Origin of the sequence: Streptomyces sp. NPDC059695 (assembly GCF_042733785.1) — a bacterium.
In the GTDB taxonomy this organism is placed as follows: domain Bacteria; phylum Actinomycetota; class Actinomycetes; order Streptomycetales; family Streptomycetaceae; genus Streptomyces.
The window spans coordinates 175,158-201,206 of the sequence record NZ_JBHWFF010000008.1; the positions used below are offsets into that span (position 1 = coordinate 175,158).

At 72.2% G+C, this 26,049-nt stretch carries 28 protein-coding genes and 1 tRNA gene; 7 read left to right on the forward strand and 22 right to left on the reverse strand.

The window, feature by feature from the left end; genetic code table 11:
* Positions 1-108: 108 nt before the first annotated feature.
* From ACFV2S_RS12900 to ACFV2S_RS12915, 4 genes are all read right to left on the reverse strand, one after another.
* Positions 109-193 (reverse strand) — tRNA-Ser (locus tag ACFV2S_RS12900).
* A gap of 55 nt (positions 194-248) precedes the next feature.
* On the reverse strand, positions 249-677 hold the full coding sequence (tadA, locus tag ACFV2S_RS12905; protein WP_385557286.1) for a tRNA adenosine(34) deaminase TadA: 429 nt from the start codon (positions 675-677) through the stop codon (positions 249-251).
* A gap of 113 nt (positions 678-790) precedes the next feature.
* Positions 791-1,324: a hypothetical protein gene (locus tag ACFV2S_RS12910; protein WP_383797555.1), complete on the reverse strand. Its 534-nt coding sequence runs from the start codon at positions 1,322-1,324 to the stop codon at positions 791-793.
* 205 nt (positions 1,325-1,529) lie between these two features.
* Complete coding sequence (locus ACFV2S_RS12915) at positions 1,530-1,739, reverse strand: hypothetical protein (protein WP_385557130.1); 210 nt, start codon at positions 1,737-1,739, stop codon at positions 1,530-1,532.
* 91 nt (positions 1,740-1,830) lie between these two features.
* Between ACFV2S_RS12915 and upp the strand changes: the two genes are divergently transcribed.
* On the forward strand, positions 1,831-2,466 hold the full coding sequence (gene upp, locus ACFV2S_RS12920) for a uracil phosphoribosyltransferase (RefSeq protein WP_150268034.1): 636 nt from the start codon (positions 1,831-1,833) through the stop codon (positions 2,464-2,466).
* Positions 2,467-2,566: 100 nt separating this feature from the next.
* Here upp and ACFV2S_RS12925 read toward each other — a convergent pair whose 3' ends face one another.
* Together ACFV2S_RS12925 and ACFV2S_RS12930 are read right to left on the reverse strand one after the other, a co-directional pair.
* Complete coding sequence (locus ACFV2S_RS12925; protein WP_383797548.1) at positions 2,567-3,193, reverse strand: LytR C-terminal domain-containing protein; 627 nt, start codon at positions 3,191-3,193, stop codon at positions 2,567-2,569.
* A gap of 121 nt (positions 3,194-3,314) precedes the next feature.
* Positions 3,315-3,611 (reverse strand): type II toxin-antitoxin system VapB family antitoxin, encoded by a 297-nt coding sequence (locus ACFV2S_RS12930; protein ID WP_030209440.1) that lies wholly within the window; start codon positions 3,609-3,611, stop codon positions 3,315-3,317.
* A 97-nt stretch (positions 3,612-3,708) separates the two neighbouring features.
* Here ACFV2S_RS12930 and ACFV2S_RS12935 point away from each other — a divergent pair, with 97 nt between their 5' ends.
* The gene (locus ACFV2S_RS12935; RefSeq protein ID WP_385557135.1) at positions 3,709-5,322 is read left to right on the forward strand and encodes a helicase HerA-like domain-containing protein; all 1,614 of its coding nucleotides are present in this window, start codon (positions 3,709-3,711) and stop codon (positions 5,320-5,322) included.
* On the opposite strand, the gene ACFV2S_RS12940 is transcribed toward ACFV2S_RS12935, so the two are convergent.
* From ACFV2S_RS12940 to ACFV2S_RS12960, 5 genes are all read right to left on the reverse strand, one after another.
* Positions 5,323-6,876 carry a M28 family metallopeptidase gene (locus ACFV2S_RS12940; protein WP_385557138.1) on the reverse strand — a complete coding sequence of 518 codons (1,554 nt, stop codon included), beginning with the start codon at positions 6,874-6,876 and terminating at the stop codon, positions 5,323-5,325.
* 130 nt (positions 6,877-7,006) lie between these two features.
* Positions 7,007-7,603: an HhH-GPD-type base excision DNA repair protein gene (locus tag ACFV2S_RS12945; RefSeq protein WP_383797546.1), complete on the reverse strand. Its 597-nt coding sequence runs from the start codon at positions 7,601-7,603 to the stop codon at positions 7,007-7,009.
* A gap of 70 nt (positions 7,604-7,673) precedes the next feature.
* Positions 7,674-8,624: a prolyl aminopeptidase gene (gene pip, locus ACFV2S_RS12950; RefSeq protein ID WP_385557141.1), complete on the reverse strand. Its 951-nt coding sequence runs from the start codon at positions 8,622-8,624 to the stop codon at positions 7,674-7,676.
* A 28-nt stretch (positions 8,625-8,652) separates the two neighbouring features.
* Positions 8,653-9,222: an RBBP9/YdeN family alpha/beta hydrolase gene (locus ACFV2S_RS12955; protein ID WP_385557144.1), complete on the reverse strand. Its 570-nt coding sequence runs from the start codon at positions 9,220-9,222 to the stop codon at positions 8,653-8,655.
* Positions 9,223-9,296: 74 nt separating this feature from the next.
* Positions 9,297-9,935, reverse strand: a complete 639-nt coding sequence (locus tag ACFV2S_RS12960; RefSeq protein WP_385557147.1) for a TetR/AcrR family transcriptional regulator — start codon at positions 9,933-9,935, stop codon at positions 9,297-9,299.
* A 161-nt stretch (positions 9,936-10,096) separates the two neighbouring features.
* Here ACFV2S_RS12960 and wrbA point away from each other — a divergent pair, with 161 nt between their 5' ends.
* Positions 10,097-10,705, forward strand: coding sequence for an NAD(P)H:quinone oxidoreductase (gene wrbA, locus ACFV2S_RS12965; protein WP_383801894.1), 609 nt, complete (start codon positions 10,097-10,099; stop codon positions 10,703-10,705).
* A gap of 166 nt (positions 10,706-10,871) precedes the next feature.
* Here the strand turns inward: wrbA and ACFV2S_RS12970 are convergent, their stop codons facing one another.
* Positions 10,872-11,159 carry a metal-sensitive transcriptional regulator gene (locus tag ACFV2S_RS12970; protein ID WP_366037502.1) on the reverse strand — a complete coding sequence of 96 codons (288 nt, stop codon included), beginning with the start codon at positions 11,157-11,159 and terminating at the stop codon, positions 10,872-10,874.
* Between the two features lie 79 nt (positions 11,160-11,238).
* The gene (locus ACFV2S_RS12975; RefSeq protein ID WP_383796816.1) at positions 11,239-11,871 is read right to left on the reverse strand and encodes a TetR/AcrR family transcriptional regulator; all 633 of its coding nucleotides are present in this window, start codon (positions 11,869-11,871) and stop codon (positions 11,239-11,241) included.
* A 64-nt stretch (positions 11,872-11,935) separates the two neighbouring features.
* Between ACFV2S_RS12975 and ACFV2S_RS12980 the strand changes: the two genes are divergently transcribed.
* The gene (locus ACFV2S_RS12980; protein ID WP_385557152.1) at positions 11,936-13,339 is read left to right on the forward strand and encodes a DHA2 family efflux MFS transporter permease subunit; all 1,404 of its coding nucleotides are present in this window, start codon (positions 11,936-11,938) and stop codon (positions 13,337-13,339) included.
* Positions 13,340-13,341: 2 nt separating this feature from the next.
* Here the strand turns inward: ACFV2S_RS12980 and ACFV2S_RS12985 are convergent, their stop codons facing one another.
* On the reverse strand, positions 13,342-13,758 hold the full coding sequence (locus ACFV2S_RS12985) for a YciI family protein (RefSeq protein WP_385557155.1): 417 nt from the start codon (positions 13,756-13,758) through the stop codon (positions 13,342-13,344).
* A 133-nt stretch (positions 13,759-13,891) separates the two neighbouring features.
* Between ACFV2S_RS12985 and ACFV2S_RS12990 the strand changes: the two genes are divergently transcribed.
* A complete protein-coding gene (locus ACFV2S_RS12990; RefSeq protein WP_385557158.1) occupies positions 13,892-14,521 on the forward strand; it encodes a MarC family protein in 630 nt (209 codons plus the stop codon).
* 16 nt (positions 14,522-14,537) lie between these two features.
* On the opposite strand, the gene ACFV2S_RS12995 is transcribed toward ACFV2S_RS12990, so the two are convergent.
* Entirely contained in the window at positions 14,538-15,746 is a 1,209-nt protein-coding gene (locus tag ACFV2S_RS12995) for a winged helix DNA-binding domain-containing protein (protein WP_385557162.1), read from the reverse strand.
* Positions 15,747-15,762: 16 nt separating this feature from the next.
* Entirely contained in the window at positions 15,763-16,596 is an 834-nt protein-coding gene (locus ACFV2S_RS13000) for an alpha/beta fold hydrolase (RefSeq protein ID WP_385557165.1), read from the reverse strand.
* Between the two features lie 234 nt (positions 16,597-16,830).
* Between ACFV2S_RS13000 and ACFV2S_RS13005 the strand changes: the two genes are divergently transcribed.
* Positions 16,831-17,691: a helix-turn-helix transcriptional regulator gene (locus ACFV2S_RS13005; protein ID WP_385557168.1), complete on the forward strand. Its 861-nt coding sequence runs from the start codon at positions 16,831-16,833 to the stop codon at positions 17,689-17,691.
* A 155-nt stretch (positions 17,692-17,846) separates the two neighbouring features.
* Here the strand turns inward: ACFV2S_RS13005 and ACFV2S_RS13010 are convergent, their stop codons facing one another.
* Genes ACFV2S_RS13010 through ACFV2S_RS13020 form a run of 3 tightly spaced genes read right to left on the reverse strand, consistent with a single transcriptional unit; the run spans position 17,847 to position 20,771 of the window.
* Positions 17,847-18,905, reverse strand: a complete 1,059-nt coding sequence (locus tag ACFV2S_RS13010) for an aldo/keto reductase (protein WP_385557171.1) — start codon at positions 18,903-18,905, stop codon at positions 17,847-17,849.
* A gap of 43 nt (positions 18,906-18,948) precedes the next feature.
* The gene (locus tag ACFV2S_RS13015; RefSeq protein WP_385557174.1) at positions 18,949-19,779 is read right to left on the reverse strand and encodes an alpha/beta fold hydrolase; all 831 of its coding nucleotides are present in this window, start codon (positions 19,777-19,779) and stop codon (positions 18,949-18,951) included.
* A 14-nt stretch (positions 19,780-19,793) separates the two neighbouring features.
* A complete protein-coding gene (locus ACFV2S_RS13020; RefSeq protein WP_385557177.1) occupies positions 19,794-20,771 on the reverse strand; it encodes a DUF5937 family protein in 978 nt (325 codons plus the stop codon).
* Positions 20,772-20,865: 94 nt separating this feature from the next.
* Here ACFV2S_RS13020 and ACFV2S_RS13025 point away from each other — a divergent pair, with 94 nt between their 5' ends.
* A complete protein-coding gene (locus tag ACFV2S_RS13025) occupies positions 20,866-22,083 on the forward strand; it encodes an MFS transporter (RefSeq protein ID WP_385557180.1) in 1,218 nt (405 codons plus the stop codon).
* A 2-nt stretch (positions 22,084-22,085) separates the two neighbouring features.
* On the opposite strand, the gene ACFV2S_RS13030 is transcribed toward ACFV2S_RS13025, so the two are convergent.
* The 3 genes from ACFV2S_RS13030 to ACFV2S_RS13040 form a co-directional block, all read right to left on the reverse strand.
* On the reverse strand, positions 22,086-24,341 hold the full coding sequence (locus ACFV2S_RS13030) for an FtsX-like permease family protein (RefSeq protein WP_385557183.1): 2,256 nt from the start codon (positions 24,339-24,341) through the stop codon (positions 22,086-22,088).
* Complete coding sequence (locus ACFV2S_RS13035; protein ID WP_385557186.1) at positions 24,338-25,012, reverse strand: ABC transporter ATP-binding protein; 675 nt, start codon at positions 25,010-25,012, stop codon at positions 24,338-24,340. Before ACFV2S_RS13035 ends, ACFV2S_RS13030 begins: the two co-directional genes overlap by 4 nt.
* A 62-nt stretch (positions 25,013-25,074) precedes the next feature.
* Positions 25,075-25,521 (reverse strand): hypothetical protein, encoded by a 447-nt coding sequence (locus ACFV2S_RS13040; RefSeq protein ID WP_385557189.1) that lies wholly within the window; start codon positions 25,519-25,521, stop codon positions 25,075-25,077.
* Positions 25,522-26,049: the final 528 nt, after the last annotated feature.

Genomic DNA, 26,049 nt, shown 5'->3' on the forward strand with positions numbered 1-26,049 from the left:
CGGGGCCCGCCCCCCCCCCCCCGCCCCCCGGGCGCCCCTCCGGTGCGGGGGGGACCGGGCCCACGGCCCTCGGGCCGTCGGTGTTGGCCGGGGCCCCTTCGATCGAAGCGGTAGCGGAGGGATTTGAACCCTCGGTGAGTTTCCCCACACTCGCTTTCGAGGCGAGCTCCTTCGGCCGCTCGGACACGCTACCGAGAGAGAGCTTAGCCCAAAGTGCCGCTGCGATGAAATCCGTATCCCGTCGCAGGTCAGCGCGTGCGGAAGAAGGCCGTCAACTGCGCGGCGCACTCCTCGCCGAGGACGCCCTGGATCACCTCGGGGCGGTGGTTGAGCCGGCGGTCCCGGACGAGGTCCCAGAGCGAACCGGTCGCGCCCGCCTTCTCGTCCAGGGCCCCGAACACCACCCGCTCGACGCGCGACTGGACGAGTGCGCCCGCGCACATCACGCACGGCTCCAGGGTCACGACCAGCGTGCAGCCCGTCAGCCGCCACTCGCCGGTCACCGCGGCCGCCCGGCGCAGCGCGAGCACCTCGGCGTGCGCCGTGGGGTCGCCGGTGGCCTCCCGCTCGTTGTGCGCGCGGGCGATCACCGTGCCGTCGGGGCCGAGCACGACCGCCCCGACCGGTACGTCACCGGCGGGGGCGGCCGCGTCGGCCTCGGCGATGGCGAGCCGCATGGCGTCCCGCCACGGGTCCCGGACGGGGTCCCGGTCCGGGGCGGGTACGGAACCGGGCGCGGCGTCCGGCGCGCGGCCGTCCGTCGGCTCGGGAACAGGTACAGCGGGTGCCACTAGCGGACGGCCTCCAGGACCTCTGCGGCGCCCAGCGCGTCCGCGATCTCCGTGAGCGCGTCGCTGTCGAGGGCCAGCAGGTCCTCCGCCGACATGCCGAGGTCCGCCAGGATCAGCCGGTCGCCCACCGGGGCGGCCGGGACGGCCTCGGCGGCGACGGAGCCCGCCTCGTCCTCGTCCGCGTCCTCGTCGAGCGGCTCCCCGTCCTCGGTGCCGTCCAGGTCCAGCGTCTCCAGGTCGTCGACCAGGTCGTCCAGGTCGTCACCGAGGAGCTCCCGGGTGAGCATCTCCCCGTACGAGGAACGGGCGGCGGCGGCGCCGTCCGAGACGTAGATCCGAGGGTCTTCCTCACCCTCGATCCGGACGATCCCGAACCACGCGTCCTCCTGCTCGATGAACACGATCACCGTGTCGTCGTCCGAGGCCTCACGGGCCAGCTCGGCCAGATCCGACAGGGTCTCCACGTCGTCGAGCTCCGTGTCGCTCGCTTCCCACCCGTCTTCGGTGCGCGCGAGCAGTGCGGCGAAGTACACCTGACTCTCTCCCACTGATCAGAAGGTGTGACGTACCGGCGGCGCGCTCCTGATGCCCCGCCCAATCGGCATCGTGACAGAAACGACGCCGTCAGGAGAGGTCTTCGGCTCTTGAGTCGTGCATCAGTCTGAACGACCCCGCGATCGGGCGGGCGTGCGACCCCGGCGCACGCAGGGGGCGCACAGCGGCCACCGGCGGGGACACTCACCAGCGGAAGGTCCTCATGCGCATGGCCTGACGCATCCGTGCCGCGCGGGCGCGTCTCGGCTGCACGCGCTCGCGCAGCGCCTTGGCCTCACCGAGCTCGCGGAGGAACTGGGCGCGGCGCCTGCGGCGCTCCGCGTCGGTCTCCGGTGCCGGCGTCCGGGCTGCCCCCTCGGCGGCTCCCTCGGCCGGTTCTTCCAGGTCGGGCATCTGCCACACCCCCCATCGCTGGGTCCGTGTGTCCCCACCTTCCCCCAGCGCGGTGGGTCGACGCCAGTGCGGGGCGGGCTACTGTTGAGTCATGCGTCTCCACGTCGTCGACCACCCCCTGGTCGCCCACAAGCTCACCACCCTGCGCGACAAGCGCACGGACTCCGCGACCTTCCGCCGTCTCGCCGACGAGCTGGTCACCCTGCTCGCCTACGAGGCCACCAGGGACGTGCGGACCGAGCAGGTCGACATCGAGACCCCCGTCACGCCCACGACCGGCGTGAAGCTGTCGTACCCGCGTCCGCTGGTGGTCCCGATCCTGCGCGCCGGGCTCGGCATGCTCGACGGCATGGTCCGGCTGCTCCCGACGGCCGAGGTCGGCTTCCTGGGCATGATCCGCAACGAGGAGACGCTGGAGGCGTCGACCTACGCGACGCGGATGCCGGAGGACCTCTCGGGCCGCCAGGTGTACGTCCTGGACCCGATGCTGGCGACCGGCGGCACGCTGGTCGCGGCGATCCAGGAGCTCATCAAGCGCGGCGCCGACGACGTGACCGCGGTCGTGCTCCTCGCCGCCCCGGAGGGCGTCGAGATCATGGAGCGCGAGCTCGCGGGCACGCCGGTGACCGTCGTGACGGCCTCGGTCGACGAGCGCCTCAACGAGAACGGCTACATCGTCCCGGGCCTGGGCGATGCGGGCGACCGCATGTACGGCTCCGCCGAATAAGAAGCGGTCGGCTCCTCCGAACAAGGAGCAGTCCGCTCCGCCGGGCGTCCCGGCGGAGCATGGCCGACCCGCGGAGCACGACCGACCCGCGGAGCACGACCTACCGGCAGGGCTTCACCGTGGGCGCGGGCTTGGCCAGGGCGACCAGGGCCGCGTCCGCCGTCGCCTTCGGGGACAGCGTCTTGAACGCGGTCCCGATGATCAGGTCCACGTCCGCCGTGCCCCGGGTGTCCGTCCTGGTCGTGGCGCCCGCGAGCTGGGTGCCGAGGACCGTGAAGGCGCCCTTGGTGGCCGCGGGCGCGCCGAGCAGCAGGCCGGCGCCCGGAACCTTCTTGTCGTACGCGGTGGGCGCGTTCCCGACCTTGCCGATCTTGAAGCCGCGCTTCTTGAGCTCGTCCGCGGTCGTCTTGGCGAGCCCGCTGCGCGGCGTCGCGTTGTAGACGTTGACCGTGATCTGCGCGGGCTTGGGCAGGGCGGCGGCGGGTGCCGTGGTCGCCTTGGGCGCGGGTTTGCAGTCGGCCTGCTTCCCGGCCGTCGTCTTCGTCCCGTCGCCGGAGAACACGTCGACGAGCTGCAGCGTCCCCCAGCCGGCCGCGCCGAGCACGACCACGGCGGCGGCGGAGGCGAGGGCGATCCTGCGCCGGCGGTGGGGGCGACGCATGCGGGGGTAGACATCCCCCGTGATGCGGTACTTTCCGCCCATGCCGGGGGGAGTGAGCATGCTCATGAACGCAGCGTAATGCCGCCCGTCGGCGATGCCTACTTGATGATCATGTGATCGCGTCCGGATGGGGGCGAACTGACCCCGAAAGGGTCAGCCGGGAAGCCGCGAAGCCGCTCGGTGGGGCTCAGTCGAGTTCCAGGACGCGGGCGTGCAGCACCTGGCGCTGCTGGAGCGCCGCGCGGACGGCGCGGTGCAGTCCGTCCTCGAGGTAGAGGTCGCCCTGCCACTTCACGACGTGCGCGAAGAGGTCGCCGTAGAAGGTGGAGTCCTCGGCGAGCAGGGTCTCCAGGTCCAGCTGGCCCTTGGTGGTCACCAGCTGGTCGAGGCGGACCGGGCGCGGGGCGACGTCCGCCCACTGCCGGGTGCTTTCCCGGCCGTGGTCGGGATACGGCTTTCCGTTTCCGATGCGCTTGAAGATCACACGGAAAGCCTACCGGGCGAGCGGCTCCCGGCGCAGCCACGCGAAGGCAGTGGGATGCTGGTGCAAACCGTGGCAAAACCGGAATTGGGGTGCCGTCATGAGCGTCAGCGAGCAGCCGCCCGCCTCCCACGGCGGGCCGCCCGCCCCCCTCGCGGGGCCCGCGGCCGAGATCGCCGCCGGGTACGCCTTCGACGGACCGGCACTCGAACTGGGGGCGCTGCTCTGGGACGGCGACTGTCACCCGGACGCGCGCATCCGCGTCCCGCTGCCCGTCCTCAACCGCCACGGTCTGGTCGCGGGTGCCACCGGCACCGGCAAGACGAAGACGCTCCAGCTGATCGCCGAGCAGCTCTCGGCGAACGGGGTGCCGGTCTTCCTCGCCGACATCAAGGGAGACGTCTCCGGCATCGCGGCGCCCGGCGCGGACGGCGAGAAGGTGCGCGAGCGCGCCGGGCAGGTGGGCCAGGAGTGGCGGGCGCGCGGCTTCCCCTGCGAGTTCTACGGGCTGGGGGGCACCGGCCCCGGCATCCCGGTGCGGGCGACGGTGACGAGCTTCGGCCCGGTGCTGCTGTCCAAGGTGCTCCAGCTCAACCAGACGCAGGAGCAGTCCCTCGGCCTGATCTTCCACTACGCCGACGCCAAGGGCCTGGAGCTGGTCGACCTCAAGGACCTGCGGGCGGTGGTCGCCTTCCTGGTGTCGGACACCGGGAAGGCCGAGCTCAAGGGGATCGGCGGGCTCTCGACGGTGACGGCCGGGGTGATCCTGCGGGCGATCACGGCCTTCGAGCAGCAGGGCGCCGGGGGCTTCTTCGGCGAGCCGGAGTTCGACACGTCCGAGTTCCTGCGGACGGCGGCGGACGGGCGCGGGACCGTCTCGGTCCTGGAGCTGCCGGCCGTGCAGGACAAGCCGCAGCTCTTCTCGACCTTCCTGATGTGGATGCTGGCGGACCTCTTCAACGACCTGCCCGAGGTCGGCGACCTGGACAGGCCGAAGCTGGTCTTCTTCTTCGACGAGGCGCACCTGCTGTTCAAGGGCGCCTCGAAGGCGTTCCTGGAGTCGATCACGCAGACGGTGCGGCTGATCCGCTCGAAGGGCGTCGGGATCTTCTTCGTGACGCAGACCCCGAAGGACGTCCCGGCGGACGTGCTCGCGCAGCTCGGCAACCGGGTGCAGCACGCGCTGCGCGCCTTCACCCCGGACGACGCGAAGGCCCTGAAGGCGACGGTGCGGACCTTCCCGAACTCGCCGTACGACCTGGAGGAGGTGCTCACCGGCCTCGGTACGGGCGAGGCGGTGATCACCGTACTGAGCGAGCGGGGCGCCCCGACGCCGGTGGCGGCGACCCGGCTGCGGGCCCCCGAGTCGCTGATGGGCCCGGTCGAGGCGGCGGCCCTGGACGCGGCGGTCAAGGCCTCGCCGCTGTACGGGCGGTACGCGGAGGCGGTGGACCGGGAGTCGGCGTACGAGAAGCTGACGGCCGAGCAGCGGGCGGCGGAGGCGGCGGCCCTGGACGCGGCGGCCGCCGCGGAGGCGGAGAAGGCGGCGGAGAAGGCCGCCAGGGGCGGAGCGAGGGCTCCGAAGGAGGAGCCCTCGCTCGCCGAACAGGTGGTGGGCAGCGGGATGTTCACGTCCCTGGCCCGGTCGATCGGCACCCAGCTGGGCCGGGAGATCAGCCGCTCGATCTTCGGGACGGCCCGCCGGAGGCGCTGATCAGGAGCTGACCTCGTCGTGGTCGGCGTGCAGGCCGCCGCCGCTGCCCGCGTCGCCGGTGGTCGGGGTGGAGACGACCGGCTTGCGCAGGGAGGAGATGTCGTGGGCGTAGGTGCCCACGGCGTGGGCGATGACGTCGATGTTGACGTCGAAGGCCTTCATGTCGATGTTGCTCAGGTCGTCGCCCTTGGCGTGGTAGTTCACGTCGTACGCGACCCCCGCCGTGCCGCCGAACTTCGCGGCCTGGGCGGCGGTCTTGATGCCCTCGGCGCCGGTGAAGGTGCCGCCGGAGGGGATGCCGACGGCGATGAACGGGCCGTAGTCGGAGCGGCCGGTGAAGTCGGTGCCCTCGTGCGGGATCCCACGACCGTCGAGGAAGTCGGTGATGCCGCGCTCCAGCTGGGCGGAGCCCTCGGGGCCCGCGCCGGCGCCGACGCCGTCCGAGTTGTCGCCGTCGTACACGAACAGGCCGTAGTTCGGCGAGGCGATCATGTCGAAGTTCAGGTAGAGCTTGATCTCCTTCCTGCCGAGCTCGCTGAGCGTGTCGACGTAGTGCTCGGAGCCGAGCAGGCCGACCTCCTCCGCCGACCACCAGGCGAAGCGGACCTTGTTGGTGACCTTCTCCTTCGACTTGGCGAGCTCCAGCGCGGTCTGCAGGAGACCGGCCGAGCCGGAGCCGTTGTCGTTGATGCCGGGGCCCGCGGTGACGGAGTCGAGGTGGGAGCCGAGCACGACGGTGTTGGCGGCGTTGCCGCCGCGGGTCTCCGCGATGACGTTGTTGGTGACGCGCTTCTCCTGGAGCTGGCGGATCTCGAAGGAGAGCGAGACCGGGCCCTTGGCGAGGTCGGCGGCGAGTTGCGTGCCCTCGGCCAGGCTGATCCCGCCGGTGGGGATCTTGCCGGAGGCCGGGTCGCCGAGGGTTCCGGAGAGGGCGCCGTCGACGTTGTTGTAGACGATGGCGCCGGCGGCGCCGGCCGCGGCGGCGTTCTGCGCCTTGATCGCGAAGGAGCAGACGCCGCGCTTGATGAGCGCGATCTTCCCGGTGAAGGCGCCGGTGGCGAAGTCGCCCGGCTCGCAGCCGGTGGAGCCGTCGGCGTCGACGGGGACGGCCGCCAGCTCGGCGCTGATGCCGCCGACCGGGGTGGACTTCGTGTAGGTCATGGCCTTGATGTCGAGCGCGCGGGGGGCGGGCGCGACGACGGAGGCCTTCTCGGCGAGCGTCTGGGTGTAGATGAAGTCGAACTGCTGGTACCGGACGTCGTATCCGGCCTTCTTCAGCTGCGTGTAGACATACGCGGCCGAGGCGTCGTGGCCGAGCGTGCCGGCCGCGCGGTTGCCGCCGGCCGAGTCGGCTATCGCCTGGAACTTCTGCAGGTGCTTGTAGGCGTCCTGGGCGGTGGTTTCGCGGACCAGCTTCTTCGCCAGCCTGGCGGCATCGCGGGCGGGTGCGGCCGAGGGGTCCTGTCCCGCGGTGGCGGGGGAGGCAAGGACCAGCGGGGTGGCGAGGGCGGCGGCGGCGAGGATGGCCGCGGCTCGGCGCTGGGATGCGTTCACAGAAGTCCTTCCCGGTACGGACGAGGTTGAGGGGAAGTTAGCGATCTCGGGGGTGTTCTGTGAACAGATCCGTCCGAATTCCTGTCAGGTCAAACAGGAATGAAATGTGGAATTCTCAATTCCCGCTCCATCACTGGCCTTTCGCCGCTTTTGCGGCCTTCGCGGCGGCCTTCATCTCCTGCTTGTGCGCGCGCACCTTCGCGAGCGACTCCGGCCCGGTGATGTCGGCGGCGGAACGGTGGCAGTCCTCCTCGCCGTACGGCCCGGCCGCCTCCCGCCAGCCCGAGGGCCGCACCCCGTACTGCTTGCCGAGCAGGGCCAGGAAGATCTGCGCCTTCTGCTTCCCGAAGCCGGGCAGCGCCTGGAGCCGTGCGAGCAGCTCCTTCCCGGTCGCCGCGTCCGCCCAGACGGCCTCGGCGTCGCCGCCGTACTCGTCGACGAGGAACTGGCACAGCTGCTGGATCCGGTGGGCCATCGAGCCCGGGTAGCGGTGCACGGCGGGCTTCGCGGAGAGCAGCGCGGCGAACTCCTCAGGGTCCCGGGAGGCGATCTCGTGCGCGTCGAGGTCGTCGTGGCCCATGCGGGACGCGATCGTGTACGGGCCGGAGAAGGCCCACTCCATCGGGACCTGCTGGTCGAGGAGCATGCCGACGAGCGCGGCGAGCGGGGAACGGCCGAGGAGCGCGTCGGCCTCCGGCTGCTGGGCGAGGTGGATCTCGGGACTCATGGACCGATCATCACGCGCGCGCGTGCCGCCCGCCCGGTGGGTTCACCCACCGGACGGCACCGGCGCCCGCTCAGGCCGGGGGCGCGGCCTCGCTCGCGAAGCGGTCGAGGGCCGCCTGGATCAGGTCCCCCGTCTCCGTGCCGCCCAGGTGCCCGGCCCGCTCCACCACGTGCAGCTCGGCGTCCGGCCAGGCGCGGGCCAGCTCCCAGGCGGTGGTGAGCGGCCCGCCCATGTCGAGCCGGCCGTGGATCAGGACCCCGGGGATGCCGGCGAGCCGGTGCGCGTCGCGGATCAGCGCGCCCTCCTCCAGGAAGGCGCCGTTTGCGAAGTAGTGCGAGCAGATCCGGACGAAGCCGAGCCGGGCGTCGTCGACGCGGTCGGTGTACGGGGTGCCCATGCCCTCCATGGAGAGCACCGCGTCCTCCCAGGCGCACCAGTCGGCCGCCGCCCTCTCCCGGACGGCCCGGTCGGGGTGGTTCATCAGGGCCGCGTACTCCCCGACGGGGTCCGCCGCGTGGCCGGCGCCCGCGCGGAAGCGCTCGTGGGCCTCGGGGAAGAAGCGGCCGACGCCCTCGTACAGCCAGGCGGTCTCCGAGCGGCGGGTGGTCGTGACGGACGCGATCACGATCTCCGAGACGCGCTCGGGGTACGCCTCGGCGTAGGCCAGGATCAGCGTGGACCCCCAGGACCCGCCGTACAGCAGCCACTGCTCGATCCCGAGGTGCTCGCGCAGCCGCTCCATGTCGGCCACCAGGTGCGCCGTGGTGTTCACGGACAGGTCGGCGGCCGGGTCGCTCGCGTGCGGGGTGGAGCGCCCGCAGCCGCGCTGGTCGAAGAGGACGACCCGGTACGCCCGCGGGTCGAACCGGCGCCGGCTGCCCGGGGAGGAGCCGGAGCCCGGCCCGCCGTGCACGACGACCGCGGGCTTGCCGTCCGGGTTCCCCCACACCTCCCAGTGGATGAGGTTGCCGTCGCCCACGTCGAGCAGGCCCTGGTCGTACGGTGCGGTCTCGGGATGCATCCGGCCGACGCTACCGGCCGCGCCGCACCTACGGCGTCCCGTTTTCCCGCACCCGTACGGCGGGGTCCTCGCACCACGCCAGGAGCGAGGGCCACTCCCCGTACCCCGAGTCGGGGTTCAGGTGCTCGCCGTCCGGGACGAGATCCAGGTCGAGCCCGAGCGGGATGCCGTAGTGGAGGTCGGCGCCCTCGGGGCAGTACGGGTCCCCCTCCCCGTACACGAGGCGCGCCTTGAGGTCGGCCTCCGTGAGGTCGAGGCCGTCGGCGAACGCGGCGATCTCGGGGATGGAGGCGGTGACCCCGGGGGAGGGCGGGGCGACCAGGAGGACCCGGTCGGCGTCCGGCCGCCGCTCCCCGGCGCGCAGCCACAGCAGCACCGACAGGCTGTGCGCGAGGACCACGAACTCGCCCTCGGCCGGGCGCTCCCCGTGCTTCTCCAGGGCGTCGAGCCACGCGTCGAGAACCGGCGCGTCCGGTGAGGGCAGCTGGGGGTAGCGCACCTCGTGGCCGCGCTCGCGCAGCCGTCCGGCGAGCCAGTGCTGCCAGTGGGCGGCCGGGCGGCGGTTCTGGAAGCCGTGCAGGATCAGATAGGTGGTCATGGCGTGATCCTGCGACGGCGGAGGCCGTCGGTCCACCACCGTCCGCGGAGCGGTCGGGTTCTCCGGGACCGGTCTCAGGCCCGCAGGGTCAGCAGCGCCCGCACGCCGGCCTTGAGTCGGTCGGCCGACAGCTCCTGTTCGACCGTCAGGTGGTGCATCACATCGGGTGAGAAGGGTGCGAGCGCCAGGTGCGCGAGGAGCGTGCTGTCGCTGCCCGGCCTGAGCTGTCCGATGAGCAGGGCCATGTGCGTGTGCATCACCCGGTAGGCGCCGCTGTGGTAGCGGGCGCGGGGCGCGGCGGAGTGCGCCGCGAGCAGCAGGGCGCGCTGCGCGCCGACCCGGTCGACGAGCGCGTCGAGGAAGGCGTCGAGCCGCTCGTCGGCCGGGGCGCCGGGCCCCAGCGGGGGCGGGCCGCTCATGTAGGCCTCCTGGAACCGGCGCTCGCGGTCGTCGAGGAGTGCCCACAGGAGCTGGGAGACGTCGCCGAAGCGGCGGTAGACGGTGCCGACGCCTATGCCGCTGGCGTGGGCGACCTGGTTCATGGTGACCGCGTCGGGGCCTTGCTCGGCGATGATCCGTGCGGCCGCGTCGAGGATCCTGCGCCGGTTGCGGGCCGCGTCGGCGCGCTCGGGTGCGGGGGCGCCGACGGTCGGGAGCAGGTTGAGTCCCGGCGCCGCCGTCCTGTGTCCGGCCTGCGGGTTCTCCGCGCTCATGTGTCGACTCCTGTTCGCCCGGCTCCGTTCCCCCGTCGGTCGTTTTCTGATGCGAGCATACCTGTTCCCCTTGCGAAGCGGATAGCAATCCGCTTAACTCTGGGCATGGAAGCGGAAAGTGATCCGCTTCGCTCGTCGCACCCGGCTGAGGAGAGTCCACCATGTCCGTCAAGGTCGCCGTCATCTACTACTCGGCCACGGGATCCGTGCACCAGCTCGCCCAGGCCGTCGCCGAGGGCGCCGAGAAGGCCGGCGCCGAGGTGCGCGTGCGCCGCGTGCCCGAGCTCGCCCCGGACGCCGCCATCGACGCGAACCCGGCCTGGCGCGCCCACGTGGACGCCACCGGTGACGTGGAGATCGCCACGCTGGAGGACCTGGAGTGGGCGGACGCGTACGCGCTCGGCTCCCCGACCCGCTTCGGCAACGTGGCCGCGCAGCTGAAGCAGTACGTCGACACGACGGGCGGGCTCTGGCAGCGGGGCGTCATGGCGGACAAGCCGGCGACCGCGTTCACCAGCGCCCACAACGTCCACGGCGGCAACGAGTCGACGCTGCTGGCGCTCTACAACACCTTCCACCACTGGGGCTCGGTCATCGTCTCGCCCGGCTTCACGGACCCGGCGGTGTACGCGGCCGGCGGCAACCCGTACGGCACCGCCCACCCGGGCGCCAACGGCACCCCGGGCGAGGAGGTCCTCCAGGCCGCCCGCTACCAGGGGCAGCGCCTGACCCGCATCGCGAAGCGGCTGAAGGGCCTCGCGGACGACTGACGGCGATACGGAAGCACCCCGGGGGCGGCGGCCCCCGGGGTGCTTCTCCGTTTCCCGCTCCTCTGCGCGCGCGAGGGGGAGAGCCTCCCCGCCCCTCGTATGCGAGCGAGAGGAAGGGCCTCCCCGCTCCTCGTACGCGAGCGAGAGGAAGAGCTTCCCCGCTCCTCTACGCGAGCGAGAGGAAGAGCTTCTCCAGGCGGGCCCGCATCGCCTCGGGGTCCTCGCCGTTCTTCCGGCCGCCCTCGATGTCGGTCAGGCACTGCTGGAGTCCGGTCGCGATGATCGCGAACCCGGCCCGGTCGAGGGCCCGGGACGCGGCGGCCAGCTGCGTGACGACCTCCTCGCAGTCACGCCCCTCCTCGATCATCCGGATGACTCCTGAGATCTGGCCCTGGGCCCGGCGCAGCCGGTTCAGGACCGACTTGAGCTCGGCGCCCGCGAGATCGAGTTCCACTGTCACTCCTCCACAGATACCCCAGGGGGTAATTTACTCCCCGACGCGGGGTTCCGTCGAAGACCAAGGATGACACCTGTCAGGGCGTGTAGCGGCGGAGGAACATCTCCACCCCGTCGACGACGAGCCGCTCGCTCAGCTCCTCGGTGAGCTCCGTCCCGTACTGCTCGAAGACCATCTGCGGGAAGACGAGCAGGGAGTACAGCTGGAGGACCGCGACCTCCAGGTCCGGGATCGCGAGCCTGCCCCGGTCGGCGAGGCCGCGCAGCGCGTCCGCGACGGCGGGGTGGTGGCCGGCCGGGCCGTGCGCCCGCCAGGCGCGGCCCAGCTCGGGGAAACGGTGCAGCTCGGTGGCGACGAGGGTGCGCAGGGCGCGGCCCTCGCCGTCGGCGCGCACGGCCCGCGCCCAGGCGCGCCCGGCCTCGGTGAGGGCGGTGCGCAGGTCCTCGGCCTCGACGAGCGCGGAGAGGTCCGGGCCGTCGGTGTCCCCGTGCAGGGGTTCGTCGAGGGCGCCGGCGACGACGGCGGTGAAGAGGGCTTCCTTGCTGCCGAAGTGGTTGTAGACGGTGACCTTGGAGACGCCCGCCTCGGCGGCGATGGCGTCCATGCCGACGCCGAAGCCCTCGCGGAGGAAGAGGTCGCGGGCGGCCCGCACGACGGCCTGCCGCTTGCGGGCGGCGCGGGGGCCGGTGGGCGCGGGCTTGGGGTCCATGCGGGAAGCCTACCAAGCAAACTGTACTCTTGAGTTCAACTGTACTGTTCCGTACAGTACAGTTATGGCTCCCGACACCGCACTCCCCGACGTCCGTCCACGCCGCTGGACGGCCCTCGCGCTGATCTGCGCGGCCCAGTTCATGCTGATCCTCGACGTCACCGTCGTGAACGTCGCCCTGCCCGCCGTCGCCGCCGACCTGGAACTCGGCCGCACCGCCCTGACCTGGGTCGTCACCGCGTACACCCTCTGCTTCGGCGGGCTCATGCTCCTCGGCGGACGGCTCGCCGACGCGCTCGGCGCCCGCCGGGTCCTCCTCGCCGGACTCGCCCTCTTCACCGCCGCCTCGCTGGTCTGCGGCCTCGCGCCGAACGCCGCGGTGCTGCTCTCCGGACGCGCCGCCCAGGGCATCGGCGCCGCACTGCTCTCCCCGGCGGCGCTGGCCCTCGTCACGACCACCTTCCACGGCCCGGAACGGGCCAGGGCGCTCGGCGTCTGGGCGGCGGTCGGCGGCACCGGCTCCGCCGTGGGCGTCCTCCTCGGCGGGGCCCTCACGGCGGGCCCGGGCTGGCCCTGGATCTTCTACGTGAACGTCCCCACGGGCTTGGCGCTCCTCCTGGCCCTCCCGCGCCTCCTGCCGCGCGACACGACCGCCCGCGCCCGGCGGAACCTGGACGTCCCGGGAGCCCTCCTCGTCACCACGGCCACCGGCGCGCTCGTGTACGGCGTGGTCCGGACGGGCGACGACGGCTGGACGTCGGCCGGCGCCCTGCTGCCGCTCCTGGGCGCCGGCGCGCTCTACGCGGCGTTCGCGGCGACGGAACGCAGGAGCCGCACCCCGCTGATGGACCTGAGGATGCTGACCCGGCGCCCGGTCGTGGCGGGCTCACTCCTCATGCTGGTCGCGACGGCGCTCCTGATCTCCTTCTTCTTCCTCGGCTCGCTGCGCCTCCAGCGGGTCGACGGCCTGGACGCCCTGCGCACCGGACTCCTCTTCCTCCCGGTCGCGCTCACCACGGCCATCGGCGCCCACCTCGGCTCCCGCCTGATCACCACGGCCGGCCCGCGCGCCTGCGCCGCCGGCGGCATGGCCCTGGCGGCCGCGGGCTGCCTGCCCCTCGCGCTCCTGTCCCCGGCCGCCGACCCCTGGACGACCCTCCTTCCGTCCCTGGCGACGGCGGCCCTCGGCCTGGGCGCGGTCTTCGTCACGGCGACCACGACCGCGCTCGGCCTGATCCCCGCCCACGAGGCCGGCCTCGCCTCGGGGATCGTCAACACCTGCCACGAACTGGGCGGCACCCTGGGCGTGGCCCTCGCCTCCACCCTCGCCCTGGGCACGGGCGCGGCGGGCTTCACCACGGCCTTCACCCTCTGCGCCCTGACGGCAGCCGCGACGGCCCTGACGGCCCCGGCCCTCATCCCCCACGGCAGACCCCACCCGACGGGCGGGGCCCACGGGGTGCACTGAGCTCAGTCCTGACGCGGCCCCGTCTCGTCGATCGGGCGGATGACCACCGGGTGGTCCGGGGAGCCGGGCGGGACCGGGCAGCGGGCGACCTGGGCGGCGATCTCCGTGACGCGGTCCAGGGAGTCGCAGTCGAGGACCCAGTAGCCGGCGAGGACCTCCTTCGTCTCGGCGTACGGGCCGTCGGTGACGAGGGGCTCGCCCTGGGCGTCCACCGTGACGAAGCGGGCCGTGGACGGGGCGGCGAGGCCCTGGGCGTCGAGCATCTCGCCGCGCGCCGCGAGCTCCTTGTTGATCCCCTCCATGTGGTCGAACATCGCCTGGACCTGTGCCTTGTCCCAGGCGGGGCTCTGTGCCGAGCCGCGGCCCACCATCGCCTCGTAGTCGGCCTGCGACCCCTGGACCATCACCAGGTACTTCATGACGTCCTCCTCGCTCGTTCCCTGCGGTTACTGCCTCTCGCAGCACAGTCGGAGCCGGGCCGCCGTTCTCGACACCGCGCGGAGAGGAACCGGAAAAACGGGAGAAATCACTCGACCGTCCGATGATGCCCAGGTGAACGCATTCACCTTCTCCGCCGCCTTCATCGCCTTCTTCTCCGTCGTCGGCCCCCCGAAGGTGCTCCTCGCCTTCGGGGGCCTCGCCCAGGTCCACGACCCGCGCCAGCTCCGGAACATCGCGCTGATCTCCTCCGGCGCGGCCGTCCTCGTCGGCCTCCTCACCGGCACCACGGCACCCTGGCTCCTGGACGTCTTCCACATCAGCACGCCCGCCCTCCAGCTCGCGGGCGGCGTCATCTTCTTCATCTACGCCGTCGGACTCGTCCTCGGCCTCCACCTCGGCTCCGACACCGCCCAGGACGACGCCCCCGACCTGGTCAGCGGGGTGCGCGAGCTGCTCATGCCGTACGTCGTGAGCCCGCTCGCCATGACCGCCGTGCTCATCGAGGCGTCCGAGCGGGACTCCTTCAGCTGGCGCTCGACGGTGGTCGGCGCGTACGTGGCCGTCATCGCCCTCGACCTGGTCTGCGTCCTGTTCCTCGCCCCGGTCCTGCAGCGCACCCACCACGCCACGATCGAGCTCCTCGGCCGCCTGCTGGGCCTGCTGCTCGCCGCCGTCGGCGTCGACCTCGTCCTCGACGGCCTCTACGACCTGGGCGTCACCGGACTGCAGGCCCGCTACTGAGCGGCGCCGAGGTCCGTCACCGAGCGGCGCCGAGCTCCCGCTCCAGTGGCGTCCGGAAGCGGGGCGTCACCCGTACGTCCCCCAGCCAGGCCTCCAGCCGCTCCGCCTCCGCCCCGATCGCCCGCCGCGCCTCCGCTCCCACGTCGTCGAGCAGACGGTGGGCGATCCCACCGTCCGGGCGCTGCGCCCAGCCGCCCACGATCCGGCCGTTCCACCACACCGTCGGCCCGATGTTCCCGCTGCGGTCGTACAACGCCGCCCGGTGGGCCGGGTCCAGGTACCAGTCACGGCCCTGCCACCCCATCGCCGTCGGGTCGAGGGCGGGCAGCAGCGCCGCCCACGGCTCCGGCTCCGGTACGGGCCCGAGGTCGTCCGGCAGGACGAATCCCGTCACCCCGTCACCCGTCCCCGCATCACCCGTCCCCCCGTCCACCGTCACCGGCAGCGCCCCGACCGCCGCGAGCGCCTTGCGCACGTCCGTGACCTTCCACCCCGTCCACCACGTCAGGTCCGCCTCGGTCGCGGGACCGCACGCCCCGAGCCACCGCCCCAGCAGCTCCGCCCGCGCCCCCGCCGGGTCCTGTGCCGGGTGGGCGTCGCCGAGCGCCCAGCGGAAGCGGCTCGACGTCCACGTGCCCTGCGGCCGGCCCCGTACGATCCGGCCCTCCATGCCGAGCACCCGCAGCACCCGGCTCGCGACGGACTGCACGCCCTCCTGGCGCGTGCCCGGCCCGTACACGTACTCCGACCGCAACCTCGGGACGGCCGAACCGAGTTCGGTTCCCGTCGCCTCTCCCCGTACCGCCAGCTCGGCGAGGACGAGACGCTCGGTCTCCGCCAGCCAATCCGCGTCGAAGTCGCTGCCGGCCGCCAGGTGCTTGAGGAGCGTGGTCCGCTCGCGGACCGCTGCCGGCGCCGTCGTCGAGGCCTGTACGGCCGGGGCGAGGGCGGACGGGAGGACGAAGACCGTGTGCCGCATGCCGTGCATCCGCACCAGCGCCCCGTCCTCGTACAGCGCCCGCTCCACCGCCCCGACCGGCTCGACGCCCCCGCTCAGCCGGGCGGCCACCGCGAGGAACACGCTCGCCGGATCCGTTCCGTGCAGCGCCACGAGCGCGCCCCCGACCTCCGCCGCCGACCCCGCCCGCGCGCTCCCGGCCAGCAGGTGCCGCACCCCGAGCCGCGCCCGGCGCTCCGCCGCGTCGATGAACCTCGTGTCTCCCATGCGCCCCATGATGGGTTCAGGCGGCGGCCGCGACGGGGACATCCGCCGCCTTCCGGGCCGGGGAGCCGAGGAAGTCCGTCACGGTGCTCACGAACTCGTCCTCCTTCTCGAAGAACAGCACGTGCCCGGCGTCGATCTCCGCGTACGAGCTGCCGCCGATCGCCGCGTGCAGCTCCCGGCTGTTCTCCACCGGCACCGTGGCGTCCTGCGCGGCGCCCACCACCAGCGTCCGGGCCGTGATCCGGGGCAGCAGGACGCGGATGTCGACCGACAGGTCGAGCGCGACGTGCCGCAGGGTGCCCGGCGTGGGCGGCATGTTCGGGATGAGCGCCTCGACGCCCTCGCGGCCGATCGCGTTCAGGAAACCGCGGCTGAACCCGGTCATCGTCACGCTCCGGCCGAAGCCCGCCGGGTCGAACTCGCCCAGCCGCTGCCACAGCGTGAACAGGTTCCGCATGTACTCGTCGCCGTCGGTGTGCGCCCACCCCGCCACCAGCACCAGCCGCTCGACCAGATCGGGGCGCAGGGCGGCGACGGCCGCGGACACCGGGGCCCCCATCGAGAAGCCCAGCAGGTCCACCGGACCGAGGCCCGCGTCCTCGATCACCGCGACGACCTGCGCGGCGAGCGTCTCGACGGTCAGCGCCCCGCCGTCGTCGACGGTCCGGTCGGCGCCGGACAGGTCCAGGGTGATCACCCGGCGGTCGCCGGTGAAACGGGGCGCGGTCTGCCCCCAGTTGATGACGGCGCCGCCCGATCCGGTGCCGTGGACGAGGAGGAGGGCGGGCCCGGTGCCCGAGCCCTCGACGTCGTAGTGGACGCGGGCGGTGCCGACGGTGACGGTGGCCATGATCTGCTCCAGGGGAACGAGGTGGTGGGTCCACCGGAGTTCCCGGCGGAACCGCGGTGGCTGGGGTCCACCGGAGTTCCGTGCGGAACCGCGGTGGTGTCAGTCACCGGAGTTCCCGGCGGAACCGCTCGGTGGCCGACACCGAGGACTCTGCCGACCGCCGGAAGCCCACGGGAGAGCCCTCCCGACCCTGGGATCGCCGATCCCTGGATACGACCGCCCGCAACCGGCACCATGATCGGCATGACGATCGACCGCCGTGAACTCGCCGACTTCCTGCGCCGCTCCCGCGAGCGGGTCCGCCCCCAGGACGCCGGCCTCCCGGCCGGACCCCGCCGCCGCACTCCCGGACTGCGCCGCGAGGAGGTCGCCCAGCTCGCCGGCATGTCCGCCGACTACTACATCCGCCTGGAGCAGGCCCGCGGCCCGCAGCCCTCCCCGCAGATGCTCGCCGCGCTCGCCCGCGCCCTGCGCCTCGACACCGACGAGCGCGACCACCTCCACCTCCTCGCCGGCCACCGCCCGCCCGCCGGTGCCACGGCCGGCGACCACGTCGCGCCCGGCCTGCTCCACCTGCTCGACCAGCTGGACACGACCCCCGCGCAGGTCCTGAGCGACCTGGGGGACGTCCTCGCGCAGAACGCGATGGCCCAGTCCCTGCTCGGCGGGGTGTGCACGGTGTCCGAGCACGGGCGGAACGTGGCGTGGCGCTGGTTCGGCGACCCGGCGGCCCGGGCGGCGTACCCGGCCGAGGAGCACGCGTACTACAGCCGCCTCCACGTCGCCGACCTGCGCGCGGCCGTCGCCCGGCGCTCCGGCGACCCGGCGGCCACCCGGCTCGTGGAGCGGCTGCGCGGGGCGAGCGAGGAGTTCACCGAGCTGTGGGAGCGGCACGAGGTGGCGGTCCGCAGGCACAGCCGGATGCGGGTCGCGCACCCCCTGATCGGCGCGGTGGACCTGGACTGCCAGGTGCTGCTCGCCCCGGAGGGCGAACAGCGCCTCGTCCTCTACACCCCGCCGCCGGGTACGGACGCGGGGGAGCGCCTGGCCCTGCTCCGGGTGGTGGGCACGGAACAGTTCACGGCGGCCCCGTGACGGAACGGGGCCCGTGACGGACCGGGGCCCCGTGACGGACCGGGCCCCGTGACGGACCGGGGCCCCGCGACCACCGGTCCCGGCGACTCACCCGGCTCCGGCCTTCACCCGGCTCCGCCCTTCACCCGGCTCCGGCCTTCACCCGGCTCCGCCCCTCACCCCGCCGCGCGCTCGGCCAACGGCCGCCGCCGCAGGGCCGGATCGCTGAGGACGGGCGACCGCCAGGCACCGTCCGGCTGGTAGAGGTTGGTCCCCGGCGGCACGATCGCGTCGATCCGGTCGAGGACCTCGTCGGTGAGGACGACCGGGGCGCCCTTGAGCAGCCCCTCCAGCTGCTCCATGGTCCGGGGCCCGATGATCACGGACGTCACGGCCGGGTGCGCGGCGGCGAAGGCGACGGCCAGCTCGGGCAGGGAGCAGCCGATCTCGTCGGCGAGCGCGACGAACTCCTCGACGGCGTCGAGCTTGGCGGCGGTCACCGGCAGGGAGGGGTCGAAGCGGTGCGGGGTGAGCGCGGCCCGCCCGCTGGTCAGGTCGATCGCCCGCCCCTTGCGGTACCTGCCGGTGAGGAAGCCGGACGCGAGCGGGCTCCAGGTCAGCACGCCCATCCCGTACTTCTGGGCGGTGGGCAGCACGTTCGCCTCGATGCCGCGCGCGAGGAGCGAGTACGGCGGCTGCTCGGAGCGGAACCGGCGCAGCCCGCGCCGCTCGGCGACGGCGTGCGCCTCGGCGATGTCCTCGGCGGGGAAGGTGGAGCAGCCGAAGGCCCGGATCTTCCCCTGGGAGACGAGGTCGCCGAGGACGTCGAGGGTCTCCTCGATGTCGGTCCGGTGGTCGGGCCGGTGCACCTGGTAGAGGTCGATCCAGTCGGTGCCGAGCCGCTTGAGGCTGTTCTCGACGGCGAGCGTGATCCAACGCCGGGAGCTGCCGCCCCGGTTGGGGCCCTCGCCGCCGACCGGGAAGTACACCTTGGTGGCGAGCACGGTCGCCTCGCGGCGCCGCGGGTCGCGCAGCGCCTTGCCGACGATCTCCTCGGACTCGCCGGCCGAGTACATGTCGGCGGTGTCGACGAAGTTGATGCCCTGGTCGAGGGCGGCATGGATGATCCGTACGGACTCCTGATGGTCCGGATTGCCGACCGCCCCGAACATCATGGTGCCGAGGCAGTAGGTGCTGACGTCGATCCCGGTCCCGCCGAGTATCCGATAGCGCATGCGCGCACTCTAGGAAGTGAAGTGCACTCCAGGGCAAGACCTTTCAGAGACCAGCGCGACGGACGAAGTCGAGGATCACCCCGCCGAGCACGCCGGGCCGCTCCAGGTGCACGTCGTGCCCGGTGCCGGGCAGGCTCAGGCCGTGGAGCCCGGGGCGCAGGCGGACCATCTCCGCGTACTCGCCCCCGCCGATGATCCCGTCCTGCCCGAGGACGGCGAGCCCGGGGCAGGCGACGGCAGCCCACTCCTCCCAGAAGGCCCGGCGGCCGTTCTCCTCGAGGGAGCGTTGCATGACGTCGGGGTCGAAGCGAGGCCAGAGGCCGCCGTCGCGCGCCTCCAGGCCGTCGGCCCAGCCCTCCCCGACGTCCCTCTTCCCGTTCCCGAGGTACGCGACCGCCGCCTCCCGCGAGGGGAACGGCACCGGCCACGCCCGCAGCCAGTCCCCGATCTGCTCCGCCACGCCGGGCTCGGCGCCGCCGGGCCCCGCCTCGACGAGGACGAGCGCGCGCGGAAGGGCGGGATGGGCGGCGGCGGTGAGGAGCGCGGTGTGCCCGCCGAGCGACTGCCCGATCAACAGGGGCCTCACGAGACCGAGTTCCGCGACGAGGGCGACGACATCGGCGACGTACGCGGCGCGGGAGACGTCCTCCGGGTGCCGCTCGCTGGCGCCGTGCCCGCGCTGGTCGAGGGCGACGACCCGGTGCCCGGCGTCCCGGAGCAGCGGGGCGAGGGCGTCCCACTCCCCGGAGTGCCCGGCGAGCCCGTGGAGGAGGAGCGTGTCGGGCCCGGAGCCGCCCCAGTCGCGGCAGGACAGCCGTACTCCGTCGTGCACGAGGGTCCGCTCGGTCCAGTCGCCCGGGGAGGAGGAGGTCATGGGCCCATCCTGCCTCAGGGGTGCAGCAGTTGATCGGCGACGGCGGTGCGGGCGTAGAGGACGGAGCGGCCGCTGCGGTGGGCGGTGACGAGGCCGGCGTTGCGCAGGGCGATGAGGTGCTGGGAGACGCCGGCGGCGGACATGCCGCAGTGCGTGGCGAGCTGCGTGGTGGAGGCCGGGGTGTCGAGCTCGGTGAGGAGCAGGGTGCGGGAGCGGCCGAGGACGGCGGCGACGGCGTCCGTGGCATCGGTCGTGCGGGGCTCCCAGACGCTCCCGAACCCGCGCGCCGGATAGGCGAGTTGGGGTGGATCGGGGTGCACGGACCGGGTGAGGACCTGGGGCCAGGCGAAGACCGAGGGGATGAGCAGCAGCCCGGAGCCGGCCTGGTCGCGGGTGAGCGCGCAGTGCCGCCGTACGAGGCGCAGGGTGCCGTCGTCCCACCGTACGGTCTCGTGGAGTTCGCCCAGGACCCGCGCCGAGCCGTGCTCGGCGACCTGCCGGGCCCGGTGGAAGACGTCGGCCTCCAGGACCTTCTGGACGCGGGCCCAGTAGGGGGCGAGGGCGAGTTCCCAGTACGTCTCGATCTCGTCGGCGACCTTGGGGAGGACGGCCGCCGGGTCCTCGCGCAGTGCCCGGAGCCGGGTCCCGTCGACGCCGTTGCGTTCCAGGGCGTCGAGGTCGTTCCGTACGTCCGCGGCGGGCGCGGCGCGGACGGCGTCGAGTTCGGTCTCGAGGGTGGGGAAGGGCCCGGCGGGGGTGGGGTTGAGGAAGTCGGCGAGGTAGCCGCGGGCGGGGATCAGCGCGGCGAGCCAGCCGCGGTCCAGCCCGGCGCGGACGATCCGGGGCCGCACCTGGGCGGCCCAGCGCCCGTGCGGGGCGGAGTCGGGGTGGTGGGCGACGATCCGGTAGCTGGTGACGACCTCCCACAGGGGGGAGACGGCGAACCGGGTCTGGGCGAGATCGGCGGCGGAGAAACTGAGTCCGGCTTCCATGCGTCGCACGTCCTGGGGTGGGCGAAAGGGGGAATGGATTCGGTCTGACCTTAATCAATGGATAGCCCGGGGCGAAGGACAGCAAGCTCAACCCATGCCTCCCAAGACCCCCCGCACCACCCCCTCCGCGTTCCGCGGCCTCCCGTCCGTGGTCTGGACGGTCTTCGCGGGAACGATCGTCAACCGACTCGGCTACCTCGTCACGCCGTTCCTGGTCTTCTTCCTCGCCTCGCGCGGAGTGACCGGAGCGGAGACCTCCTACGTGCTCGGCGCGCTCGGCGCGGGCAACCTGATCGGCCCCGCCGTGGGCGGCGTCCTCGCCGACCGCCTCGGCCGCCGCCCCACGATGCTGATCGGCCTGATCGGCGCGGCGGCTGCGCAGGGCGCGCTCTTCCTGGCGCCGGGCGTGTGGACGATGGCGGCGGCGGCGCTGTTGATCAGCGCCGCCGGCAGCACGGTCTCCCCGGCGGCGTACGCGCTGCTGGCCGACGCCGTCGACAGCGAACGGCGCCGCCGCGCGTACGCCCTCTTCGGCTGGGGCGTGAACATCGGCACGGCGGTGGCGGGCGTCCTCGGCGGCTACCTCGCGGCCCAGGGCTACTGGCTCCTGTTCGCGGTCGACGCGGGCTCGATGCTGCTGTACGCGCTGGTGGTGACGATCCGCCTGAAGGAACCGGAGCGTTCGGCCTCCGGGAGCCCGGCGGCGAAGGACGGCATCGGCTACGGGGTGGTGGCCCGGGACCGGCTGGCCCTGCTCCTGCTCCCGCTCTTCGGCGTGCAGCTCTTCGTGTACTCGCTGACCGAGGTCGCGCTCCCGCTCGCCGTCCGCGACAGCGGCCTCTCGCCGGCGGTGTACGGGGCGATGGCGGCGGTCAACGCGGTCGTGGTCGTCGCGCTCCAGCCCTTCGCGACGGCGTGGCTGTCCCGGTTCCCGCAGCTGGCGGTACAGAGCGCGGGAAGCGCGCTGATCGCGCTGGGCGTCGCGCTGACCGGCCTCGCCGACGGCGTCACGGGCTACACGGTGTCGGTCGTCGTCTGGTCGCTCGGCGAGGCCGTGGTCGCGGGCATCGCGGCCGGCGTCTTCGCCGACCTGGCCCCGGCCCACGCCCGGGGCCGCTACCAGGGCGCGTTCAGCTGGACCTGGGGCGTGGCCCGCTTCGGGGCGCTCACGGTGGGCGTGACGGCGTACACGACGCTGGGCCCGGGAGCCCTGTGGTGGACGGCGCTGCTGGCGGGAACGGCGGCGGCGGCGACCACGCTGGCCCTGAGGCCCCGCGTGGAGCGCCGCACGTCGCACGAGCTGGCGGCATGAGGTCAGTCCCGGCGGATGTGCTCGGGATCGATGTGCCGCCGCACCATCGGCACGGAGGCGACGGCGGCGGCGAGCATGACACCCAGGGCACAGGCGAGGAGCAGCGGCAGCCCTTCCCAGTCCCAGTGCACGGCGCCGCCCCCGGTGATCAGGTAACTGGACTCGGCGAGCCACCCGGCCACGATGGCGGCCCCGAGCCCCACGACCAGGGGCAACAGCACCTGCACGACCTGCACCACCCGCAAGGTCCCGGCCCGAGCCCCCAACAACGCCAGCGCGGCGACCTGCCCCCGCCGCTCCATGGCCCGATCGGCCACCGACACGACAAACGCCGAAACCCCGATGACGAGCCCGAGCACCATCCCGACGACGAGCAGACTCCGGATGACGGTCAACTGAGCGAGCGAGTCAATGACGATCCCGACGGGCTCGACGGAAGCGGTGGGAGCAATCCCCCCAATCCCATCGAGCACGGCACGGACGGTACCGGGATCGGCCCGACTCACGAGCGTGAGAGTTCCGTCTGCGTCTGCCAGGTCGGGGGGGAGGAGGGAGGGGGGGACGAGTAGGGCGCCGGTATGGAAGACAGAGGGCTGATACGCGGACATGTCGATCCATTCCCGCGGAACCGTGAGTGTGACCTTGTGGCCGTCGCTCTTCTCGAACGGGAACTTCTCACCCGGTTGAGGGTCATCTGGATAAGAAGCGCCGCTGTCGCGTAGTTGCATGATCTTTCCGTCTACGCAGCCCCTGGCCTGCCGGGTAGCGGTGATGAGCTGATGACACGTGGCGACCACCAGGTCGAGGCGCTTGGGCATGTCCTCATCCAGGTGGTACCACGATCCGTACGTGACGATCTGCATGCGCACGCCGGGGACACCCGTGAGAGTCTTTCGCTGCTTCGAATCCAGATCGCTCAGTTTGATGTCGTACTCCTGAACGGGAGTAGTTCGCCGACTGACCTGATCGAGCTCGACCAGTACCCCCTGCGTTAGCGAGGCCCCGAACACCAGTAGCACGAGGCCCGTGACGACGCGCAATGAGGCGCCTGGGTCCACCTCTGTACGCCGCATGGCCAACGCCATGGGCAAGGACTTCGCTGTGCCGGCCAACCGTCGCGCGAGCCACGCGGTGATGGGCGCCAATCCGAAGACGAGCCCAGCACCGGTCAACAGCACCGCTCCAGGTACCAGTACGGCACTTGCTGCCCCCCCTGACGGGTCTCGTCCCAAGACGCTGAGTACGCAGTAGCCTCCGATGACACCGAGTCCGGGGATCAGCAACAACGTTCCGTACTTCTTCGGCCGCTTGCGCTCTCCAGTCCGCCGAACGTTGATGGGCGACAGTGCAGCCTGTCGAGCGCTGAACTGCCCCACAATCCATGCGAGCGCCGGGCACCCCAGCAGACAGACTGCCACCGTTGTCGACTCGGGTCGCCCATCCGTGGGATACCACTGCAGCCCAGGTAGTCCGACCTTTGCCATGACCTCATTCGCGCCGAGGTAGCCCACGAGGCCGAGCAGGGCACCGAGCGCCGCCGCTGCCAAGCTTTCCCCCGCGTTGACTCTCAGGGTGTCCTTCGCGCTGAGCCCGACGAGGCGTAGGGCGGCGAGCCGACGCGAACGGGATTCGCCCGAGAGTCTCGCGCACACAGAGAGGAAAATGACGAGGGGTAGCAGCACGATGCACCCGAGCGTGAACCGCAGGATGTCGAGGGTCGAGGGGTCGACCACTTCTTCGCTCGTGTAGTCGGCGCCGAAGCGACTGAGAGGCCTCGCTTCAGGCAACGAGGCACGAGTGGTACCGACGTAGGCATAGAGCTCGTCAGGGCCTCCCAACCCCTCCGGTGCGATCGTGCCAGTCACATGTCCGGGGACAAGCCCTGCTGCACGAGGATTGGCCGCGAGAAGCTCGCTCAATTTCGGTGAGACGATTGCCTCGCCGGCAGGTGGAAGCTCTTTGACGCCAGGTGCGCTCGGCGTGGGGCCGGGGCCTGTATGGGCGATGAAGACCCGCCGCAGTGGCTGCGAGCCGTAGGGGTCCAGAAATTCTTGGTAGACGACGTTGCTGTGGTCACCTGGAATCGCCGATCGGGCTGCCGTCCTAGCATCATGGGCAGCGAGGATTGTGGGGATGGTGAGAACTGCGGCGAGGCAGGCCACTCCGAGTGCAGAGCCGAGTGCCATCAAGAGAAAACGAACTCGCCCCCTTCGCCCGCTGCCCCATAACAGGCGCATTCCAAGGACGAAGGTGTTCACACCGTCACCCGTTGAGCCAGAACACCGTCCGACATCGTGTACTGGGTGTCTGCCTTGGCAGCGACGTCTGAATCGTGCGTAACGATGACCACGGCTGTCTTCTGGCGTCGCGCCAATTGAAGGAATTCATCCAGCACGGCGGCAGCGTTGGTGCTGTCGAGCGCCCCGGTCGGCTCGTCCGCGAACACCACATCCGGCCGGTGGACCAGCGCCCGCGCGACTGCCACGCGCTGGCTCTGGCCCCCCGACAGCTTTGACGTCCGGCGCCGCAGCAGATCCCCCATGCCGAGCCGCCCCAGAATCTGAGCGGCCATGGCGTGTGCATGGGCCTTGCTGATCCCGGCGAGCCGGAGGGGGAGCGCCGCGTTCTCCTCGACGGTCAGCTCCGGCAGTAGTTCCCCGTACTGGAAGACGAAGCCCAGCCGCGTTCGGCGCAAGGCGCTGAGCTCCCCGTCGGGGAGGCAGGAGAGCTGGACTCCGTCGAAGGTCACCGTGCCACTTGACGGCGGCAGGACTCCAGCGAGGCAGTACAGCAGGGAAGACTTGCCCGACCCGCTGCTGCCCATGATGGCAGCCACTTCGCCGCGCTTGAGCGTGAATTCGGCACCGAATACAGCCTGCTGGGTGCCGTAGAAGAGATCCACGCCCGCGGCGCGGAGGATGACGTCCATCGTGGTGCGCACTCTCTGTGGAGTGGGAGCCGCTGGGTCGCGGCTCCCGAAGGTGTCGCCGCTTAGCGTCGGAACTTTCGAAGGTCCGAGCAGTTGTCCGGACGCAGAGACCCACGGTCACGGCAGAGCTGGATCTCTGCGTGATTGGTCTCAAGGACTGCGCCGTCGTAGATGGTCTCGTCGATGTCGACGGTCTTCCTCTGGGTGCCCTTGACGCGAACCCAGCCGTAACCCTCGACCTTTGCTCGGAGGTACACGTTGTGCCCGTCGCCAGGGTCAGCGTCGGACAGACGCCCGCGTACGTGGAATCCACCATGGTGCTGGAACTTGGGCTCCCACTTGTACCAACCGCGGAACTCGGCCCCCGTGGTGGACATGTTCAACTCGTGACCCCACGATGCGGCCGCAGCCACCCCCATCCCCCCGAAGAACAACCCCGCAGCTACCGCAGCTGCCGCCAACTTCCTCATCGATATCCCCTGGTTGAAGCGAATGTGCCGACTGGTCATCACAGAAAGTATCGGCATCACTACAGAAGGGATCGAGCAGGAACGTCCCTCCGCCGGATCACCCCCCGATCCAGTGAACGACCCCTCCAGAGCCCCCAGTCAGCCCTCCGGGCCACATTCAGGGAGCGGGCTTGTCGGTCGCGGCGGTCTGGGTATTCGGTGTTCGTGAAGGTCGAGGGTCTGCGGGTCCGGATGCCGTATCGCGGGCTCACGGAGGGCGTGCATGCCCCGCGCTGAGGTCGACATCCGCGCGGCGGGGTGCGCCGGCGAGGAGGTCGCCCGCGCTGCCTGCCTCCCAAGAAGGTCGGCGTCCTGGAGGGGCGGAACTTCGCCACGTGCGGCGACCCGATCCGCCGCACGCGTGCCGGCTGCGTGGTGGGCCACGAGTCGGGTATCGGATGGGGAACGTGGGGGGGGGGCCCCCCCCCCCCCCCGCCGGGCGCGGGCCCGCACGGGGCGCAGTGGAAGCGGGGCTGGATTAGCTGTTGAAAAAATATGGGTTTGGGCACACCAAACACAAACAAAGAG

Excerpts from the sequence above, each read along its gene's own strand:
- tadA (WP_385557286.1), bottom strand. The coding sequence starts at position 677 with ATGCGGCTCGCCATCGCCGAGGCCGACGCGGCCGCCCCCGCCGGTGAC.
- ACFV2S_RS12915 (WP_385557130.1), bottom strand. The coding sequence starts at position 1,739 with ATGCCCGACCTGGAAGAACCGGCCGAGGGAGCCGCCGAGGGGGCAGCC.
- upp (WP_150268034.1), top strand. The coding sequence starts at position 1,831 with ATGCGTCTCCACGTCGTCGACCACCCCCTGGTCGCCCACAAGCTCACC.
- ACFV2S_RS12925 (WP_383797548.1), bottom strand. The coding sequence starts at position 3,193 with ATGAGCATGCTCACTCCCCCCGGCATGGGCGGAAAGTACCGCATCACG.
- ACFV2S_RS12935 (WP_385557135.1), top strand. The coding sequence starts at position 3,709 with ATGAGCGTCAGCGAGCAGCCGCCCGCCTCCCACGGCGGGCCGCCCGCC.
- ACFV2S_RS12945 (WP_383797546.1), bottom strand. The coding sequence starts at position 7,603 with ATGAGTCCCGAGATCCACCTCGCCCAGCAGCCGGAGGCCGACGCGCTC.
- pip (WP_385557141.1), bottom strand. The coding sequence starts at position 8,624 with ATGCATCCCGAGACCGCACCGTACGACCAGGGCCTGCTCGACGTGGGC.
- ACFV2S_RS12955 (WP_385557144.1), bottom strand. The coding sequence starts at position 9,222 with ATGACCACCTATCTGATCCTGCACGGCTTCCAGAACCGCCGCCCGGCC.
- ACFV2S_RS12960 (WP_385557147.1), bottom strand. The coding sequence starts at position 9,935 with ATGAGCGCGGAGAACCCGCAGGCCGGACACAGGACGGCGGCGCCGGGA.
- wrbA (WP_383801894.1), top strand. The coding sequence starts at position 10,097 with ATGTCCGTCAAGGTCGCCGTCATCTACTACTCGGCCACGGGATCCGTG.
- ACFV2S_RS12975 (WP_383796816.1), bottom strand. The coding sequence starts at position 11,871 with ATGGACCCCAAGCCCGCGCCCACCGGCCCCCGCGCCGCCCGCAAGCGG.
- ACFV2S_RS12980 (WP_385557152.1), top strand. The coding sequence starts at position 11,936 with ATGGCTCCCGACACCGCACTCCCCGACGTCCGTCCACGCCGCTGGACG.
- ACFV2S_RS12985 (WP_385557155.1), bottom strand. The coding sequence starts at position 13,758 with ATGAAGTACCTGGTGATGGTCCAGGGGTCGCAGGCCGACTACGAGGCG.
- ACFV2S_RS12995 (WP_385557162.1), bottom strand. The coding sequence starts at position 15,746 with ATGGGAGACACGAGGTTCATCGACGCGGCGGAGCGCCGGGCGCGGCTC.
- ACFV2S_RS13000 (WP_385557165.1), bottom strand. The coding sequence starts at position 16,596 with ATGGCCACCGTCACCGTCGGCACCGCCCGCGTCCACTACGACGTCGAG.
- ACFV2S_RS13005 (WP_385557168.1), top strand. The coding sequence starts at position 16,831 with ATGATCGGCATGACGATCGACCGCCGTGAACTCGCCGACTTCCTGCGC.
- ACFV2S_RS13010 (WP_385557171.1), bottom strand. The coding sequence starts at position 18,905 with ATGCGCTATCGGATACTCGGCGGGACCGGGATCGACGTCAGCACCTAC.
- ACFV2S_RS13015 (WP_385557174.1), bottom strand. The coding sequence starts at position 19,779 with ATGACCTCCTCCTCCCCGGGCGACTGGACCGAGCGGACCCTCGTGCAC.
- ACFV2S_RS13020 (WP_385557177.1), bottom strand. The coding sequence starts at position 20,771 with ATGGAAGCCGGACTCAGTTTCTCCGCCGCCGATCTCGCCCAGACCCGG.
- ACFV2S_RS13025 (WP_385557180.1), top strand. The coding sequence starts at position 20,866 with ATGCCTCCCAAGACCCCCCGCACCACCCCCTCCGCGTTCCGCGGCCTC.
- ACFV2S_RS13035 (WP_385557186.1), bottom strand. The coding sequence starts at position 25,012 with ATGGACGTCATCCTCCGCGCCGCGGGCGTGGATCTCTTCTACGGCACC.
- ACFV2S_RS13040 (WP_385557189.1), bottom strand. The coding sequence starts at position 25,521 with ATGACCAGTCGGCACATTCGCTTCAACCAGGGGATATCGATGAGGAAG.